This is a genomic window from Paracoccus sp. J39, assembly GCF_000518925.1.
Classification (GTDB): Bacteria; Pseudomonadota; Alphaproteobacteria; order Rhodobacterales; family Rhodobacteraceae; genus Paracoccus.
This window is the reverse complement of the sequence record NZ_JAEN01000004.1, coordinates 165,548-181,507: the sequence shown is the minus strand read 5'-3', so window position 1 is coordinate 181,507 and position 15,960 is coordinate 165,548. Positions and strand designations below refer to the sequence as shown.

Annotated in this window: 19 protein-coding genes; 5 read left to right on the top strand and 14 right to left on the bottom strand. The window is 69.0% G+C overall.

Annotated features, from left to right (window positions below):
* Positions 1 to 3: 3 nt before the first annotated feature.
* Together gorA and rpiA are read right to left on the bottom strand one after the other, a co-directional pair.
* Complete coding sequence (gorA, locus tag L632_RS0105810) at positions 4 to 1,404, bottom strand: glutathione-disulfide reductase (protein WP_028711296.1); 1,401 nt, start codon at positions 1,402 to 1,404, stop codon at positions 4 to 6.
* A complete protein-coding gene (gene rpiA, locus L632_RS0105805; RefSeq protein WP_028711297.1) occupies positions 1,401 to 2,126 on the bottom strand; it encodes a ribose-5-phosphate isomerase RpiA in 726 nt (241 codons plus the stop codon). Before rpiA ends, gorA begins: the two co-directional genes overlap by 4 nt.
* 149 nt (positions 2,127 to 2,275) lie before the next feature.
* Here rpiA and L632_RS0105800 point away from each other — a divergent pair, with 149 nt between their 5' ends.
* Genes L632_RS0105800 through L632_RS0105790 form a run of 3 tightly spaced genes read left to right on the top strand, consistent with a single transcriptional unit; the run spans position 2,276 to position 4,385 of the window.
* Positions 2,276 to 3,418, top strand: a complete 1,143-nt coding sequence (locus tag L632_RS0105800; RefSeq protein WP_028711298.1) for a bifunctional 2-C-methyl-D-erythritol 4-phosphate cytidylyltransferase/2-C-methyl-D-erythritol 2,4-cyclodiphosphate synthase — start codon at positions 2,276 to 2,278, stop codon at positions 3,416 to 3,418.
* A 2-nt stretch (positions 3,419 to 3,420) separates the two neighbouring features.
* Complete coding sequence (locus L632_RS0105795; protein WP_028716471.1) at positions 3,421 to 3,921, top strand: phosphatidylglycerophosphatase A; 501 nt, start codon at positions 3,421 to 3,423, stop codon at positions 3,919 to 3,921.
* Positions 3,918 to 4,385 (top strand): CinA family protein, encoded by a 468-nt coding sequence (locus L632_RS0105790; protein ID WP_028711300.1) that lies wholly within the window; start codon positions 3,918 to 3,920, stop codon positions 4,383 to 4,385. Before L632_RS0105795 ends, L632_RS0105790 begins: the two co-directional genes overlap by 4 nt.
* Here L632_RS0105790 and L632_RS0105785 read toward each other — a convergent pair.
* The 10 genes from L632_RS0105785 to L632_RS0105740 form a co-directional block, all read right to left on the bottom strand.
* Positions 4,382 to 5,425, bottom strand: coding sequence for a low specificity L-threonine aldolase (locus L632_RS0105785; protein ID WP_028716470.1), 1,044 nt, complete (start codon positions 5,423 to 5,425; stop codon positions 4,382 to 4,384). The genes L632_RS0105790 and L632_RS0105785 overlap by 4 nt on opposite strands.
* A complete protein-coding gene (locus tag L632_RS0105780) occupies positions 5,422 to 5,862 on the bottom strand; it encodes a YcgN family cysteine cluster protein (RefSeq protein ID WP_028711302.1) in 441 nt (146 codons plus the stop codon). Before L632_RS0105780 ends, L632_RS0105785 begins: the two co-directional genes overlap by 4 nt.
* Complete coding sequence (locus tag L632_RS0105775) at positions 5,862 to 6,791, bottom strand: bifunctional riboflavin kinase/FAD synthetase (protein ID WP_028711303.1); 930 nt, start codon at positions 6,789 to 6,791, stop codon at positions 5,862 to 5,864. Before L632_RS0105775 ends, L632_RS0105780 begins: the two co-directional genes overlap by 1 nt.
* A 32-nt stretch (positions 6,792 to 6,823) precedes the next feature.
* Positions 6,824 to 7,267, bottom strand: a complete 444-nt coding sequence (locus tag L632_RS0105770; protein ID WP_028711304.1) for a MaoC family dehydratase — start codon at positions 7,265 to 7,267, stop codon at positions 6,824 to 6,826.
* 108 nt (positions 7,268 to 7,375) lie between these two features.
* Positions 7,376 to 8,245 (bottom strand): TIGR01459 family HAD-type hydrolase, encoded by an 870-nt coding sequence (locus L632_RS0105765; protein ID WP_028716469.1) that lies wholly within the window; start codon positions 8,243 to 8,245, stop codon positions 7,376 to 7,378.
* A gap of 16 nt (positions 8,246 to 8,261) precedes the next feature.
* The gene (locus tag L632_RS0105760) at positions 8,262 to 9,182 is read right to left on the bottom strand and encodes a manganese-dependent inorganic pyrophosphatase (RefSeq protein WP_028711306.1); all 921 of its coding nucleotides are present in this window, start codon (positions 9,180 to 9,182) and stop codon (positions 8,262 to 8,264) included.
* Positions 9,183 to 9,248: 66 nt separating this feature from the next.
* Complete coding sequence (locus tag L632_RS0105755) at positions 9,249 to 9,893, bottom strand: DUF1345 domain-containing protein (protein WP_028711307.1); 645 nt, start codon at positions 9,891 to 9,893, stop codon at positions 9,249 to 9,251.
* Positions 9,893 to 10,228 carry a DUF4440 domain-containing protein gene (locus tag L632_RS0105750; protein WP_028711308.1) on the bottom strand — a complete coding sequence of 112 codons (336 nt, stop codon included), beginning with the start codon at positions 10,226 to 10,228 and terminating at the stop codon, positions 9,893 to 9,895. Before L632_RS0105750 ends, L632_RS0105755 begins: the two co-directional genes overlap by 1 nt.
* Positions 10,218 to 11,261 (bottom strand): TraB/GumN family protein, encoded by a 1,044-nt coding sequence (locus tag L632_RS0105745; RefSeq protein WP_028711309.1) that lies wholly within the window; start codon positions 11,259 to 11,261, stop codon positions 10,218 to 10,220. The genes L632_RS0105750 and L632_RS0105745 overlap by 11 nt, the downstream gene beginning before the upstream one ends.
* Positions 11,262 to 11,327: 66 nt before the next feature.
* Positions 11,328 to 12,629 (bottom strand): glycosyltransferase family 4 protein, encoded by a 1,302-nt coding sequence (locus tag L632_RS0105740; RefSeq protein ID WP_028711310.1) that lies wholly within the window; start codon positions 12,627 to 12,629, stop codon positions 11,328 to 11,330.
* Between the two features lie 197 nt (positions 12,630 to 12,826).
* Between L632_RS0105740 and L632_RS0105735 the strand changes: the two genes are divergently transcribed.
* Positions 12,827 to 13,114, top strand: a complete 288-nt coding sequence (locus tag L632_RS0105735) for a co-chaperone GroES (RefSeq protein ID WP_028711311.1) — start codon at positions 12,827 to 12,829, stop codon at positions 13,112 to 13,114.
* 38 nt (positions 13,115 to 13,152) lie between these two features.
* A complete protein-coding gene (gene groL / locus L632_RS0105730; protein ID WP_028711312.1) occupies positions 13,153 to 14,790 on the top strand; it encodes a chaperonin GroEL in 1,638 nt (545 codons plus the stop codon).
* A 620-nt stretch (positions 14,791 to 15,410) separates the two neighbouring features.
* Here groL and L632_RS24255 read toward each other — a convergent pair.
* Positions 15,411 to 15,560, bottom strand: coding sequence for a hypothetical protein (locus L632_RS24255; protein WP_156929399.1), 150 nt, complete (start codon positions 15,558 to 15,560; stop codon positions 15,411 to 15,413).
* Positions 15,561 to 15,694: 134 nt separating this feature from the next.
* Positions 15,695 to 15,904 carry a hypothetical protein gene (locus tag L632_RS0105720; protein ID WP_028711313.1) on the bottom strand — a complete coding sequence of 70 codons (210 nt, stop codon included), beginning with the start codon at positions 15,902 to 15,904 and terminating at the stop codon, positions 15,695 to 15,697.
* Positions 15,905 to 15,960 lie beyond the last annotated feature (56 nt).

Here is a 15,960-nt window from a genome sequence, read left to right as displayed (position 1 = left end):
AAATCAAGCCGATGCGACGGGTTTGTCCAGATTTGCCGCCCCGACCCGGCGGGTGGGCCTGCGCATGGTCACAAGCTCTTCGGCCAGGGTCGGATGCACGGCGATGGCGGCGTCGAAATCGGCCTTGGTGGCGCCCATGCCCATCGGCACCGCGACCATCTGGATCATCTCGCCCGCCTCGGGACCGAAGATGTGGCAGCCCAGCACCTTGTCGGTTGCGGCATCCACCACCAGCTTCATCACCGCCCGCGCATCCGAGCCGGCGAAAAGCGAGCGCATGGGCCGGAAGCTGGCGACATAGATGTCGGCGGGACCGCAGGCCTCGGCCTCCTCCTCGGTCAGGCCGATGGTCGCCAGCTCATGCGGGCGGGTATAGACCGCCCCCGCCACCAGCCGGTGATCGACCTTGCGGGGCCGGGCGCCGAAGACCGTGTCGGCGAAACTGTGCCCCTCGCGGATCGCCACCGGGGTCAGGTTCACCCGGTCGGTCACGTCGCCGACGGCATAGATCGACGGCACCGAGCTTTGCGACCATTCGTCCACCAGGACCTCGCCCTTGCGGCCCAGCCGGACGCCCGCCTCCTCGAGCCCCAGCCCCTTGGTATAGGGCGCGCGGCCGGTGGCAAACATCACCGCGTCGAAGATCTCGCTGCTGTCGTCCTCGAAGGTGGCGCGGATGGCCGCCCCCTCGCGGTCCAGCCGCACCGGATTGGTGTTCAGCCGCACATCGACGCCGATGGCGCGCAGCTGCTCGGTGACATGGCGGCGCATCTCGGCATCGAAGCCGCGCAGCACCGCATCGCCGCGATAGGCCAGCGCGGTGGCGCAGCCGAGGCCCTGCAGGATGGTGGCGAATTCGCAGGCGATGAAGCCGCCGCCCACCACCAGCATCCGGCCCGGCAGATCTTCCATCGTGAACAGGTCGTCCGAGATCAGCCCCAGCTCCTTGCCCGGAATGTCGGGGCGCTGCGGCCGGCCGCCGACCGCGATCAGGATATGCTTGGCCGTCAGGCGCTGGCCGTCCGCCAGCTCGACCGTATGGGCGTCGTGCAGCCGGGCGCGCTGGATATGCACATCGACCCCGGCATTGACCAGCCCCGAGGTATAGGCGCCCTCCAGCCGGTCGAGCTCGCGCCCGAGCTTGCCGTGGAACTCGGCCCAGTCGAAGCGGCCCTCGCTGGCGCCCTGCCAGCCATAGCCGCGCGATTCGGCCGCGGCCGCCCCGGCCTGCGAGGCGAAGATCATCAGCTTCTTGGGCACGCAGCCGCGGATGACGCAGGTGCCGCCCATGCGGCTTTCCTCGGCCAGGCCGACGCGGGCGCCGTATTCGCTGGCCGCGATCCGCGCCGCGCGCACCCCGCCCGAGCCGCCGCCGATGACGAAAAGGTCGTAGTCGAATTTCATGCCATGTCCTCGCGCCGCAGTTCCACCACCGAGCCGTCCGGGCAGCCGATGATCGCAAGCTCGCAGATATTCAGGAAAAGCCCGTGTTCAACCACCCCGGCGATGGAGGACAGCTCGGCCGCCAGTTCCTCGGCGTCCGGGATGGATTCCAGCGCCAGGTCCAGGATCAGGTTGCCCTCGTCGGTCAGCAGCGTCTGCTCGCCGCGCTTGCGCAGCAGGATCGGGCGCCGGGTCAGGTCCAGCCGGTCCAGCGCCCGCTGGATCAGCGTCTTCGTGGCCTGCCAGCCGAAGGGAATCACCTCGACCGGCAGGTGAAAGGCGCCCAGCCGGTCCACCACCTTGCCCTGGTCGGCGATGACCACCATGCGGTCCGAAGCGGTGGCGACGATCTTTTCGCGCAGATGCGCCGCCCCGCCGCCCTTGATCAGGTTCAGGTCCGGGTCCACCTCGTCGGCGCCGTCGATGGTCAGGTCCAGCCAGCCGATATCGTCCAGCTCCTCGACCTTCAGCCCCAGCGCACCCGCCAGTTCGGCCGTCGCCTTCGAGGTCGCGGCGCAGCGCAGCTCGAAGCCTTCCTCCCTGACCCGCTGCGCGAGGCGGCGCACGAAGATCGCGGCGGTCGAGCCGGTGCCCAGGCCCAGCCGCATCCCCGGCTCGACCAGCGCCACGGCGGCACGGGCGGCGGCATCCTTGGAAAGGTCGGCGATGGCGGGGTCGGTCATGGCAGGGGTCCTTGGCAGAATGGCAGGCTCGCGTCCTTATACGCAGAAGCCGCGCCATGGGCTACTGCCGGCTGCGTCTTTTGGCCGCGACGAAACGCCTGCCTTGCGGCGATTGCCTCGGGGCGGCGGCTGACCTAAATCTGGCGGCCATGACGATACCCGCCACATATGCCGCCATCATCACCGCCGCCGGCCGCGGCACCCGCGCCGGAGACGGCCCGCCCAAGCAATGGCGCCCCCTTGCCGGGCAAACCGTGCTGGAGCGCAGCATCGCCGCCTTTGCCGGCTTCCCGCGCATCGTGGTGACGCTGGCGCCCGAGGACATGGCGCGCGGCGTGGCCGAGCTTGCCGGCCCGGTCGTGCTGGTCGCGGGCGGCGCCACGCGCAGCGACAGCGTGCGCGCGGCGCTGGAGAGCCTGGAGGGCAGCGGCGTCACCCATGTGCTGATCCATGACGGCGCCCGGCCGCTGGTCTCGCCCCGCGTGATCGCCGGCGTCATCGAGGCGCTGGAGGCGGGCAGCCCCGCCGCCGCCCCCGCCCTGCCGGTCACCGATGCGCTCTGGCGGGCCGAGGACGGGCGCGTCGCCGCCACCGCCAGCCGCGAGGGGCTGTTTCGCGCCCAGACCCCGCAGGGTTTCGCGCTGGACGCCATCCTGGCCGCGCATCGCGCCCATCCCGGGGGCGCGGCGGATGACGTGGAACTGGCGATCCGCGCCGGCCTGCCCGTCGCCGTGACGCCGGGCGACGAGGACAATCTGAAACTGACCTGGCCCGGCGATTTCGCCCGGGCCGAGCGTATCCTGGGGGACGCGATGGACATCCGGCTTGGCAACGGTTTCGACGTGCACGCCTTTACCGAAGGCGACCATGTCTGGCTTTGCGGGGTGAAGATCCCCCATGACAAGGCGCTCTTGGGCCATTCCGATGCCGATGTGGGGATGCATGCCCTGACCGACGCGCTTTATGGCGCGCTGGCGCAGGGCGATATCGGCCGGCATTTCCCGCCCTCGGACCCGCAATGGAAGGGCGCGGAAAGCCACATCTTCCTGCGCCACGCCGCGATGCTGGCCCGGCAGATGGGCTATGAGATCTCGAATGCCGACGTGACGCTGATCTGCGAGCGGCCCAAGGTCGGCCCGCATGCCGGCGCCATGGCGCTGCGCCTGTCCGAAATCATCGGCGTCGAGCCCGACCGGGTCAGCGTCAAGGCCACCACTTCGGAACGGCTGGGCTTTACCGGGCGCGAGGAAGGCATCGCCGCCATCGCCACCGCCACGCTGGTCGGGGGATGACGATGGAACGGATGATCGCGAGCTTCTTCGGCATCGGCCACCTGCGCCCCGCGCCGGGCACCTGGGGCTCGGCAGCGGCCGTGGCGCTGGGGGTGGCGGCCCATGAATGGCTCAGCCCCTGGCTGGTGCCGGCGGGCGTGGTGCTGGCGGTGCTCTTGGGCTTCTGGGCGGTGCCGCGGGTGCTGGAGGGCAGCGCCGACAAGGATCCGTCCTGGATCGTCATCGATGAGGTCGCGGGCCAATGGCTGGCCATGAGCTTCACGGTGATCCCGCTGGCGCGGCACGGCGTTTCGATCCTGGATGCCTGGCCCGGTTTCGTCGCGCCCTTCCTGCTGTTCCGGCTCTTCGACATCTGGAAACCCTGGCTGGTGGGCCGGGCCGACCGGCGCGGCGGCGCGGCGGGGGTGATGCTGGACGACCTTTGGGCCGGGTTGTTCGCCGGGCTGGTCTCGGTCATGCTGGCCGGGCTTTACCATGCGCTGCTGGAGCCGATGCTGTCGTGACCGATCCCGCGGAAATCCTTGATCTGGCACGCAAGCGCGGGGTGATGATCGCCACGGCGGAAAGCTGCACCGGCGGGCTGATCGCCGGGCGGCTGACCGATGTGCCGGGCTCGTCGGATGCGGTGGACCGGGGCTTCGTCACCTATTCCAACGCCGCCAAGATCGAGATGCTGGGCATCCGCCCCGAGACGCTGGAGGCGCATGGCGCGGTCAGCGAGGAGATCGCCGCCGAGATGGCCCAAGGCGCGCTGGCGCGCTCGCAGGCCGGCGTCGCGGTCGCCGTCACCGGCATTGCCGGGCCGGGCGGGTCGGAACACAAGCCCGAGGGCCGGGTCTGCTTCGGCCTTGCCGATGCGGGCGGCGTGCGGACGGAAACGGTGGAATTCGGCCCGCGCGGCCGCGCCGCGGTGCGCGCCGCCACGGTCGAGCACGCGCTGGCGCTGCTGAAGGCGGCGCTGCTCTAGGCCAGCGCCCGCAGGGCCGCGGTCACGTCGTCCAGCCGCGTGTCCCAGCCGCAGACCAGCCGGATCGAGACCGGCTCCTCGCCCTCGGCATCCTGGGTATGCGGCCAGAGGTGATAGCAGATGCCGCTGGCGCAGGCCCGGCCATGCAATTCGCGCGGGATGGTGGCAAAGACCGCGTTCGATTCGACGCGCTGATCGATGCGCACCCCCGGCAGCCGCGCCAGACCCAGCGCCAGCTCATGCGCCATGGCATTGGCATGTCGCGCCAGCTGCAGCCACAGCTCACCCTCAAGCCAGGCCAGGACCTGCGCCGAAAGGAAGCGGTGCTTCGAGATCAGCGCCCCGGCGCGCTTGCGGCGGAACGCGAACTCCTCGGAAAGCGCCGGATCGAAGATCACCACCGTCTCGACGCCCATGCAGCCGTTCTTGGTGCCGCCCAGCGACAGGATGTCGACCCCCGCCCGCCAGGTCAGGTCGGCGGGCGAGACGTCGAGGCTGGCCAGTGCATTGGCGAAGCGCGCCCCGTCCATATGCACGCCCAGCCCGTGTTCGCGCGCCAGCCCCGCCAGCGCCGCGACCTCGTCCGGGCCGTAGACCGTGCCCCATTCGGTGGCGTTGGTCAGGGTCAGCGCCGCGTTGCGCCCGACATGGACGGCGTCGCGGCCGTGGACGTGCAGCGCCTCGGCCAGCGCCTCGGGGGTGATCTTGCCGCCGGTGCCGGGCACCGGGACCAGCTTCGCGCCGGCGGTGAAGAATTCCGGCGCCCCGGCCTCGCTGGTCTGCACATGCGCGTCGGCATGGCAGAAGATCTTGCCCCTGCCGGGCGAGAGCAGCGACAGCGCCAGCGCATTGGCCGCGGTGCCGGTGGGCACGAAATGCACCGCCGCCTCGGGCGCGTCGAACAGCTCGCGCACGCGGTCCTGCGCCGCGCGGGTGACGCTGTCGCCGCCATAGGAGGGCAGATGGCCTTCATTTGCGGCCGCCAGCGCCGCCATGATGCGGGGATGCACGCCCCCCGCATTGTCCGAGGCAAAGTTCATGCCAGATCCTCGATGATATACTCGTCCCAGTCGTCCTCGGTCACCGTAAGCTCGCTGACGGTCCAGCCGCGCACCGAGGCGCCGGCGCGGTGCACCGATTCGCGATCCCCCGAAATCAGGTAGTGCCAGTCGTAGAGCGGCTTGCCCTCGGCACGCAACCTGTAGGCGCAGGTCGAAGGCAGCCACCAGGCGATATCCTTGAGCTTCTTCGGGGTCAGGACCACGCAATCGGGGACGAAATCATGGCGGTTGGCATAGCTCATGCATTGGCAGGACTGGCCGTCGAGCAACCGGCAGGCGACGCGGGTAAAGGCCAGCTCGCCGGTATCCTCGTATTCGATCTTGTTGAGGCAGCACTTGCCGCAGCCGTCGCAAAGCGCCTCCCATTCCTGCTGGTCGAGGCTGGCCAGCGGCAGCTCCCAGAACCGGGGGCGCATCAGCGGGTCGCCAGGATCTCGCGCGCCTGGGCGCTGTCGCGGTCCATCTGCGCGATCAGCGCCGGCAGGCCGTCGAACTTCGCCTCGGGGCGCAGATATTCGACCAGCGCCACCGAAAGGTGCTGACCATAGAGATCGGCGGCGAAATCGAAGATATGCACTTCCAGATTGGGCCGGTTCTCGCCGAACATCGGCCGCACGCCGAGGCTGGCCACGCCCTTATAGCTGCCGCGGTCCGGCCCGGTCAGCACATCGACCAGGACGGCATAGATGCCCAGTGCCGGCAGGTGCAGCCCCTCCACCGCCATGTTCGCGGTCGGATAGCCCAGGTCGCGGCCGCGCTTGTCGCCGTGCAGCACCTCGCCGTCGATGCGGTGCCAATGGCCCAGCATGCGCTCGGCCTCGCGGGTGCGGCCCTCGGCCAGCGCCTTGCGGATCGCGGTCGAGCTGTATTCCACCTCGCCATTGCCGACCAGCGGCGCGACGGTGACGCCGAATCCCAGCTCGCGCCCCAGCCGCGCCAGGACCTGCGCATTGCCGGAACGCTTGCGGCCGAAGCAGAAATCCGCGCCCACGGTGATATGGCGCACGCCCAGCCCGTCGACCAGCACCTCGCGCGCGAAGCCCTCGGGCGAAAGCCCGGCCAGCACCGCGTCGAAGGGCAGTTCGTAAAGATGGTCCACGCCCAGCCGCGCCAGCCGGTTCGCCCGCGATTCCGCGTTCATCAGCCGGAAGGCGGGGCCTTCGGGCGCGAAGAACTCGCGCGGATGCGGCTCGAAGGTGATGACGCCCAGGGGCGCGTCGCAGGCGGCCCGCGCCGCGTCGATCACCGAGCGATGGCCAAGATGGACGCCGTCGAAATTGCCCATGGCGACGGTGGCCCCGCGGGCATCGAGCGGCAGAGCTTTCCAGTCGTGATGGATGCGCAATCGGGCCCCCGATGGGCCGAAGGCCGGCCCTGTCAGTCGAATTTACGGCTTGGCGCCAGGACGACGGCCTCACCTTTCAGGACGACCGTATCACCGACAAGGCAGCGGGTTGCAAGGGTCACGCGGCGCTTTGTATGGTCGATCGCCTCGACCGTGACCTCGGCGCGCACCAGATCACCCGGCCGCACCGGGGCCATGAATTTCAGCGTCTGGCCCAGATAGACCGTGCCATGGCCGGGCAGCTGCTCGCCGATCACCGCCGAGATCAGCCCGGCCGTCAGCATGCCATGGGCGATGCGGCCCTCGAAGATGGTGTCCTGCGCATAGGCCTCGTCCAGATGCACCGGATTGCGGTCGGTCGAGACCTTGGCGAACATCTCGATATCCTCGTCGGTCACTACCTTCTGCAGGTAGCGCATCATCCCGACCTCGAGATCCTCGATGACGATCGTGCCGCGCGGCAGGTTGTCCAGCATCATTCAGTGCTCCCGATGAGTGGCTCCATGCTGCATAGCAGCAAAAACACCGTCGCGCAACAAAATAACACAGTGGCCAGCCCGAAAGACTGATTGTTACCGAACCGTTCAGCGCAGCCGGCCGATGCTGTAGGCCGGATCCTGCGAGCGCAGCGCCAGCCATTCGGCAAGCCGGGCCGGGTCGGGATTCTCGACATCCGGGCCGAACTGGTCGAAGCCGAGGCCCCCGGTCACGAACAGCGCATCCAGCCCCTCGCCCGCGGCGCCGGCGATGTCGGTGGCGATGCCGTCGCCGATGGCCAGGATGCGGGCATTGTCCTCCAGCCCCAGCCGGCGGCGCGCCAGGTCGTAGATCGGCGGATGCGGCTTGCCGAAATAAAGCGACGTGCCGCCCAGATCCTCGTAAAGCTCGGCCAGCGCCCCGGCGCAGTAAAGCCGCTTTTCGCCCATGTCCACCACCACATCGGGATTGGCGCAAAGCAGCTTCAGCCCGCGTTCGCGCGCCAGCATCAGCCGGCCGCGGTAATCCTCGGGCACTTCGGTCAGGTCGTCGAACAACCCGCAGCAGACGATGCCCTCGGCCTCTTCCAGAGGCACGCGGGCGATCGGCGGGGCGTCACGCCATTCCTCGGGGATATCGGCAAAGAAGCCCTCGTCCTTGGGCTGGGCGATGGCCCAGACACGGCGGCCGACGGCACCGGCGAACATCGCATCCTGCGCCGCGTCGCCCGAGCTGACGATGGCGTCCCAGGCATCGCGCGGCACGCCCATGCGGTCGAGCTGCGCGGCCACGTATTTCTGCGGCCGCGGCGCATTGGTCAGCAGCACCACCCGCCCGCCATTCGCGCGGAAGCCCTGCAGCGCGGCGACGGCGGCGGGAAAGGCCGCAACGCCGTTGTGCAGGCAACCCCAGAGGTCACAGAACAGCACGTCGTAGTTCAGCGCGATCTCGTCGAGCGCGCGGATGATCTGCGTCATGGAAGGGCCCTTCGGGTCAGACGGCCAGCGCCGGGATGATCTGCTTCTTGCGCGACATGATGCCGGGCAGCACCACCGTGTCGCCCGAGACGGCAGCGTTGAAGCTTTTCTCGGCGACCTGCTTCACGAAGTCGTTCGGCACCAGCAGTGTGGCTTCCTCGTTCAGGATGTCGACGATGAACAGCAGCACCTCGTCGGCGCCGTCGGCGGCGGCCACGGCGGGCATGGCGGCGATCAGCGCGTCCTTGCGGTCCAGCAGGACCTGCGGCGCCGTGGTCTCCAGCACCGAGACGCGCAGCTGCTTGCCGCCGAGCGCGTATTCCTTGCTGTCCATGCGCAGCAGCGCCTCCTCGGTAAAGGCCGAGACGTCGGACTTGGCCGCGAACATCTCGGCGGCATAGTCGGGGATCGAGACGCCCAGGTCCTTCGCCAGCTTCTCGGCCACGAAGCGGTCATGCGGGGTGGTGGTCGGGCTGCGGAATTCCAGCGTGTCCGACAGGATGCAGGTCAGCATGGCGCCCTTGACGGCGCGGGGCGCGCGGGCCAGGTCCTCGTCGCCGATCAGGTCGTGCATGATCGTCGCGGTGCAGGCCAGCGGCCGGATGGTGATGTTGATCGGCAGGCGGGTCTTGATACCGCCGGCCAGCAGATGGTGGTCGATGATCTCGATCACATCGGCCTCGGCCAGCGAATCGGGCAGCTCGGCGGGGTTGTTGGTGTCCACCACCACGCATTGCTCGCCCGGCGCCACATCCGCGATGATCTCGGGCTTGTCGAGGCCCCATTTCGCCAGCATCCAGGCGGCTTCGGTGTTCGGCTCGCCCTGCAGCACGGGTTTGGCCGGGGTCTTGCGCACCTCGGACAGATACCAGGCCCAGATGATGGGCGAGCCGGTCGAATCGGTGTCGGGGGCCTTGTGGCCGAAAACCTTGATCATGGGGATCCCCTGAAGCTTGGGCGGAAAATTCGCCGGCGTTATAGGGGCGCGGCCCGGCAATGTCTATCAACCCAGCGAGACCGCCGCGTTCACCGCCAGCGCCAGCAGCACCGTGTTGTAGAAGAACGAGAAGGCGGAATGGAACAGCGTCACCCGCCGCATCCGCGTGCTCTGCGCCGTCACGTCGGCGGTCTGGGCCGCCATGCCCAGCGTGAAGCTGTAATAGAGGAAATCCCAGATCCCCGCATCCCCGCCGCCATGGACAAGGCCGGGAAAGCCCAGTCCCCGCGCCTCGGTCCCGTCCGGCCCGCGCGCATACCACAGGCTGGCATAGTGGAAGGCCATGACGGTGTGGATCATCGCCCAGCCCAGCGGCACCGAGGCCAGGGCCAGCACCGGGCGCAGCGCGATCCCGGCATGAGGGTCGCGGATCGTCAGCAGGATGGCGGCCAGGCTGATCGCCACCGCGCCGCCCGCCAGCGGCACGATCAGCACCATGCCCTCGTCGTCGCGGTCGGCCTGCCGGCGCAGCTCCTCGGCGCCGATGCCGCGCATCAGCAGCCCGGTCAGCGCCAGATAGGCAGCGCAGAACAGCACCGAGAAGATCAGCAGCCGGTCCACGGCCTGCAGCCGGTAGAAGGCCAGCCCGGCCGCCAGGCCAAGCGCGAAGCTGAGCAGGAAGCGCAGATGCCTGCGCAGGTCCTGCAGCATCAGACCCGGGTCTGCTGGTGCTGAAGGATGCGCCAGTCGCCGGCGCGGCGGATCCAGGTCGTGGTGCAGAGCGCGCGATAGGTCTCGGCCCCGGCGCGGCGGGCGGTGGCGTGATAGGCCAGCACGCAGACCTCGTCGGTCTCGATGCTGGCGCGCTCGGCCATGGTCACCTCTTGCCAGCGCGGGGCGGATTGCAGGGCGGCGACGGCCGCGGCGCGATTCAGGATGCCTGTGGGCGCAAAGGCCATCAGGCAGGACCCGTCCAGCTTGCGCGCCGCCTCGGCCACGCCCGCCAGCCAGAATTCGCGTTCCTCGCGCCAGAGCTCATCCGCCATCGCCTTTCCCCTCCACCGTGATCGGGCTGATGGTCCAGCCCCTGTTTTCCAGCAATCGCAGCACGCCATGCTCGCCCGGCAGGTGCAGCGCGCCGAAGCCGACGACCACGGCCTTGCCCTGCCCGGCCGCCTCGGCCGCTGCCTGTTCAATGGGTTCGATCCAGCTTTCGTTCCGCTGGTCCATCAGCTTTTCCTGCGCCAGCCGCATCTGCCCGTCGATCTCGGCCCGGGTCAGCCCGGAATGGTCATAGGCGTCGAAGCGGCCGAATTCCCAGATCTTCCAGCTGTCGCCGGCGAAATAGGTATCCGCCAGCGTCACCGCGTAATCGTCGGCATATTGCGCGGCGGGCATGGCGGCGCGGATCATGTCCTCTTCCTCCTTGGGGGTCATGCCCTCGAAAAGGGTGAAGACCGTGTCCCAGGGCTCCAGCGCCCGGACCGGCACGCCGGCGGCCTCGGCCCGCCCGACCAGAAGGTGATCCAGGCCGCCGGGATCGCCCTTTTCCTCGATCACCCGCATCATGCAGGGCGAGACGCCCAGCATCACCGCCACATACCAGGGCCGCAGCCGGCTGGCGATGACCGCGGGCAGGCCCCGCGCCTCGAGCGCCGCGGCAAGCGATTTCCATTCCGCCTCCGTCAGCCGCTCGGGCAGGGTCGGCCCCTCGGGATCGACCAGCAGGGACGGGTCCGAGGTCATGGCCTCGGCCAGCCGCGCCTCTTCCTCGGGGCCGGCCTCGACCAGCAGCAGGGCGGCCGCGTCGATCTCGGGGCCGAAATGCCGCATGGTCAGGTCATGGCGCGGATCGGCGAAGTGATAGGTGCCCAGCAGCGTGACCCGCCGGTCGCCCTTCTCGGCGCGCCAGAACAGGCCGTGGCGATAGGGCACGCCCTCGGCCGCGGCGTCCAGCTCGGCCCGCCGTTCCGGCGTCATGCGCTCGAAGAGGTTCTGCCCCACGCAGTCCTGCGCCGCCGCGGGCAGGGCCAGGGCGGCGGCGGCAAGCAGGGCGGTCAGGATCGGCTTGAGGCGCATCGGTTCGGTTCCAGCAGCATCGACATGTGGCGGGCAGCATGGCACGGGCGCGCTGGCGGCGCCAGCCTAGCCGGGCAGCGGCAGTTCCTGCGGCGGCGGCGCCCCGGCGGCCACCGCGCGCCAGATGCGCTCGACCTGCGCGGCCTTGGCGGACCAGGTGAAATCGCGCATGACGCGGGCCTGCGCCGCCGCCGCCATCCCCGGCAGCACCGCCGGATCGGCGGCGATGGCCTCGAGCCGCGCGCGCAGTCCCGCCACCAGCTCGGCCCGGCTGCCCATGGGAATGCGAAAGCCGGTCGCCTGATCGACCAGCTCGCCCGGCCCGGCGTAATCCGCGACCACCGGCACCACGCCGAGCGCCATCGCCTCCAGCACCACCCCGCCGCCGAATTCCCGCACCGAGGGAAAGACCAACAACTGCGCCTGCGACGCGACGCCCTGCACCTGCTCGTGCGGCAGCCAGCCGTGGAACCGGACCGCCTGCTCCACCCCCTCGCGCGCCACCATCGCGCGCAGGCTGTCGCCCTGCGGCCCGTCGCCGACGATATCCAGCGTCAGCTGCCCGGCGCGCAGCAGCGGCAGCGCCGCCTCGACCGCCATGTCGGCCCCCTTGTAGGGCACGAGGCGGCCGATGAAGCAGCCGCGCAGCGGCAGGGTCCCGGGCTGGGGCGCGGTCAGGCTGAAGCGCGCGGGATCGATGGCGTTCTCGGGCAGCCAGACGGTCTTGTGGCGGTATCGCGCCGGGATCTCGCCCAGGGTGTGCATCGAGCCGCAGATGATCGCCGCGGCATGGCGCAGCATCGCCCCCCTGCCCGGCAGCGCCTTGTAGGCGCCGCGCACATAGGACAGCCATTCCTTTTCCCGCCGCCGCTCGCTGTCGAAGCCCCGGGGCCAGGGGACGCCGCCGTTCAGCGGTCCCAGCACGAAAGGCACGCCGGCGCGGGCGCAGAGCGGCGCGATGCGGCTGTTCGCTGTGGGCGTCAGCGGCGTCACCCGATGCACGACGTCATATGCGCCGGCGCGGATCCGCTCGCCGAAGGCGCGCCAGACCAGCCGCTCGAAATAGCCGTAGCCCAGGGTCGAGACCGCGGTCTTCATGGTCCAGCCCACGCCCTTGCCCATGCTGAGCCGCTCGGCCAGCCGCCACATCGGCGCGGCCAGCTTCTCGCTGTCGATGGCGGTGAAGTCGCGCCCCTCGACCAGGCCGGCGCGCAGGATCGCCTCGCGGTTGCGGACCTGGGTGACGATATGGACATCGGCCACCGCGCGCAGCGCATGGGCCAGCGACCAGCCGACCAGCGGGACCGAGACCCATTCGGGGTTCGCCGCCTCGGCAATGACAAGGGCCTTCAGACGCCGTTCCACCATCAGTTCCGCCCGCGCTGCTTCCCCTTCGGCCTAGCCGCGGCGCAGAAAGCGCGTCAAGCGGATTTCGCGATGAAATTTCCCGATCGCGGACCGTTGACAGCCCGCGCGCACGCGCCTAGATGGGCGTCATTGGCACTCACCGGAGCCGAGTGCCAACAGCTGCAACACTGCAACCTGAAACACCGGAGTGTTCTACAATGGCTTTCAAACCGCTGCATGACCGCGTTCTGGTCCGTCGCGTCCAGTCGGACGAAAAGACCAAGGGCGGCCTGATCATCCCCGACAGCGCGAAAGAGAAACCCGCCGAGGGCGAGATCATCGCCGCCGGCGAAGGCGCGCGCAAGGATTCGGGCGAGCTGATCGCGCCCGCGGTCAAGGCCGGCGACCGGGTGCTCTTCGGCAAATGGTCGGGCACCGAGGTCACGATCGACGGCGAAGAGCTGCTGATCATGAAGGAAAGCGACATCCTGGGCATCATCGCCTGATCGTCCCTTCCAGATAACCCATTCAAGGAGCGATTCAAATGGCTGCGAAAGAAGTCAAGTTCAACACCGACGCCCGCGACCGCATGCTGAAGGGCGTGAACATCCTGGCCGATGCGGTCAAGGTGACGCTGGGCCCGAAAGGCCGCAACGTGGTGATCGACAAGTCCTTCGGCGCGCCGCGCATCACCAAGGACGGCGTCTCGGTCGCCAAGGAGATCGAGCTCTCGGACAAGTTCGAGAACATGGGCGCCCAGATGGTCCGCGAAGTCGCTTCGCGCACCAATGACGAGGCCGGCGACGGCACCACCACCGCCACCGTGCTGGCCCAGGCCATCGTGAAAGAGGGCATGAAGGCGGTCGCCGCCGGCATGAACCCGATGGACCTGAAGCGCGGCATCGACGTTGCCACCGCGAAAGTGGTCGAGGCCATCAAGGCCGCCGCCCGTCCGGTCAACGACAGCTCGGAAGTCGCCCAGGTCGGCACCATCTCGGCCAACGGCGAAAGCTTCATCGGCCAGCAGATCGCCGAAGCCATGCAGCGCGTCGGCAACGAGGGTGTGATCACCGTCGAAGAGAACAAGGGCATGGAGACCGAGGTCGAGGTCGTCGAAGGCATGCAGTTCGACCGCGGCTACCTCTCGCCCTATTTCGTGACCAATGCCGACAAGATGATCGCCGAGCTGGAGGATGCCTACATCCTGCTGCACGAGAAGAAGCTGTCGTCGCTGCAGCCGATGGTCCCGCTGCTGGAATCGGTGATCCAGTCGCAGAAGCCGCTGCTGATCGTGGCCGAGGACGTCGAGGGCGAGGCGCTGGCCACGCTGGTCGTCAACAAGCTGCGCGGCGGGTTGAAGATCGCCGCCGTCAAGGCTCCGGGCTTCGGCGACCGCCGCAAGGCCATGCTGCAGGACATCGCGATCCTGACCGGCGGCCAGGTGATCTCGGAAGACCTGGGCATGAAGCTGGAAAACGTCACCATCGACATGCTCGGCCGCGCCAAGAAGATCTCGATCAACAAGGACAACACCACCATCGTCGACGGTGCCGGTGAGAAGGCCGAGATCGAGGCCCGCGTGTCGCAGATCCGCCAGCAGATCGAGGAGACCACCTCGGACTACGACCGCGAGAAGCTGCAGGAGCGTGTCGCGAAACTGGCCGGCGGCGTCGCCGTCATCCGCGTCGGCGGCATGACCGAGATCGAGGTCAAGGAGCGCAAGGACCGCGTCGACGACGCGCTGAACGCGACCCGCGCGGCGGTGCAGGAAGGCATCGTGGTCGGCGGCGGCGTGGCCCTGGTGCAGGGCGCCAAGGCCCTGGAAGGCCTGACCGGCGCGAACTCGGACCAGGAGGCCGGCATTGCGATCATCCGTCGCGCGCTGGAAGCCCCGATGCGCCAGATCGCCGAGAACGCCGGCGTGGACGGCGCCGTGGTGGCCGGCAAGGTGCGCGAATCCTCGGACAAGGCCTTCGGCTTCAACGCCCAGACCGAAGAATATGGCGACATGTTCAAGTTCGGCGTGATCGACCCGGCGAAAGTCGTGCGCACCGCGCTGGAAGACGCCGCCTCGGTCGCCGGCCTGCTGATCACCACCGAAGCCATGATCGCCGAGAAGCCCGAGCCGAAGGCTCCGGCCGGCGGCATGCCCGACATGGGCGGCATGGGCGGCATGATGTAAGCAGCCCCGCCTTTGGCGAAGCATTGGGCCGTCCCGAAAGGGGCGGCCTTCTTCATATCGGCAGCCGGTATCCCATCGCCTCACCCCCGAAAACGCAGCAAAAAGAGCGCCTTCAGGTCGCATCGAGCGCGCTGAACCGGGTGTCGGTGTCGGGGGGATCGTCAGCCTCGGCGACCAATATCGCCGCCGGTCCGCGGCATCGAAGGGGGCGGCTGCTTCATGCCGGCCGCCTTGTCTGCCGAATTGTTGGTAGCTGTCGGTCGTGGGCATGACCTGCGCCGGCCGTTCATCAGGCTGACGGGAGCCTGGACGGGAACGACAGATGGGCGGGATCGACCTGACCTTGATCCGTCCTTTCCCTGCCGGACCACGGCGTCACGGAAAACGGCGGGCTGGCCCCGATCACGCCCAAAACCGGCCGCGGCCTATCGCCGGGGCAGCCCGGCACCATGAAGGCGGCAGGATTTTCCCAGGTTCTGGTCGGATGGAAAGTTCGTGGCTGCGGATCTGCCAAAGCCCCCGGCAGCTCGGCTGCCGCGGGGTGATCCGCTGCCGGGCGAGTCCCTTCGCCCCTTCTCGGCCCGCGGACCGTTGCGCGACGGGAACCCGGCGGTTCGGGGCTATCGCGCCCCGGCTGCCTTGCGGTCGCATTCGGCAACCGCCGAGGCATCGTTCTGCTTGTTCAGGAACATGATCGCCAGCCGGCGCTTGTCCTGATGCCTTTGCGTGATCTTCCTGCGGTTCGCGCGTCTGTTGGGCGTTCTTGCCATTGTCTTGCCTTTTCTTGTGTTATTGGGCAGCCCCACCCGACCCGCGACCCGCAAGGGGCGAAGGATGTCGGGGGGACGAACCACGATCCTGGAAACATTGCGGGCGGGCCGAAACGGCTGCCCTGGCCTGCGCCTTACTTCTTGCGCTTGCCGGTGGGAGCGGGGCCCTTGGCAGCGTCCGAGGCCTCTCGGGCCAGCCGCGCGGCGCGCAGGCTGGCAGTCAGTTCCTCACGGCGCCGGGTCTGCTCGCTGATGATCTGCCGGGCTTCCGAGGTCGTCCGGTCCATCGCGGTCAGCGGCGCCGGCGCGCGGAAAAGCCCTTTCAGTCTGTCCTTGGGTGCCATGCCAGCCTCCGCAGGATGGGCCCGGCCAGGATCGGCCGGTCCCCTTGTCGCAATCG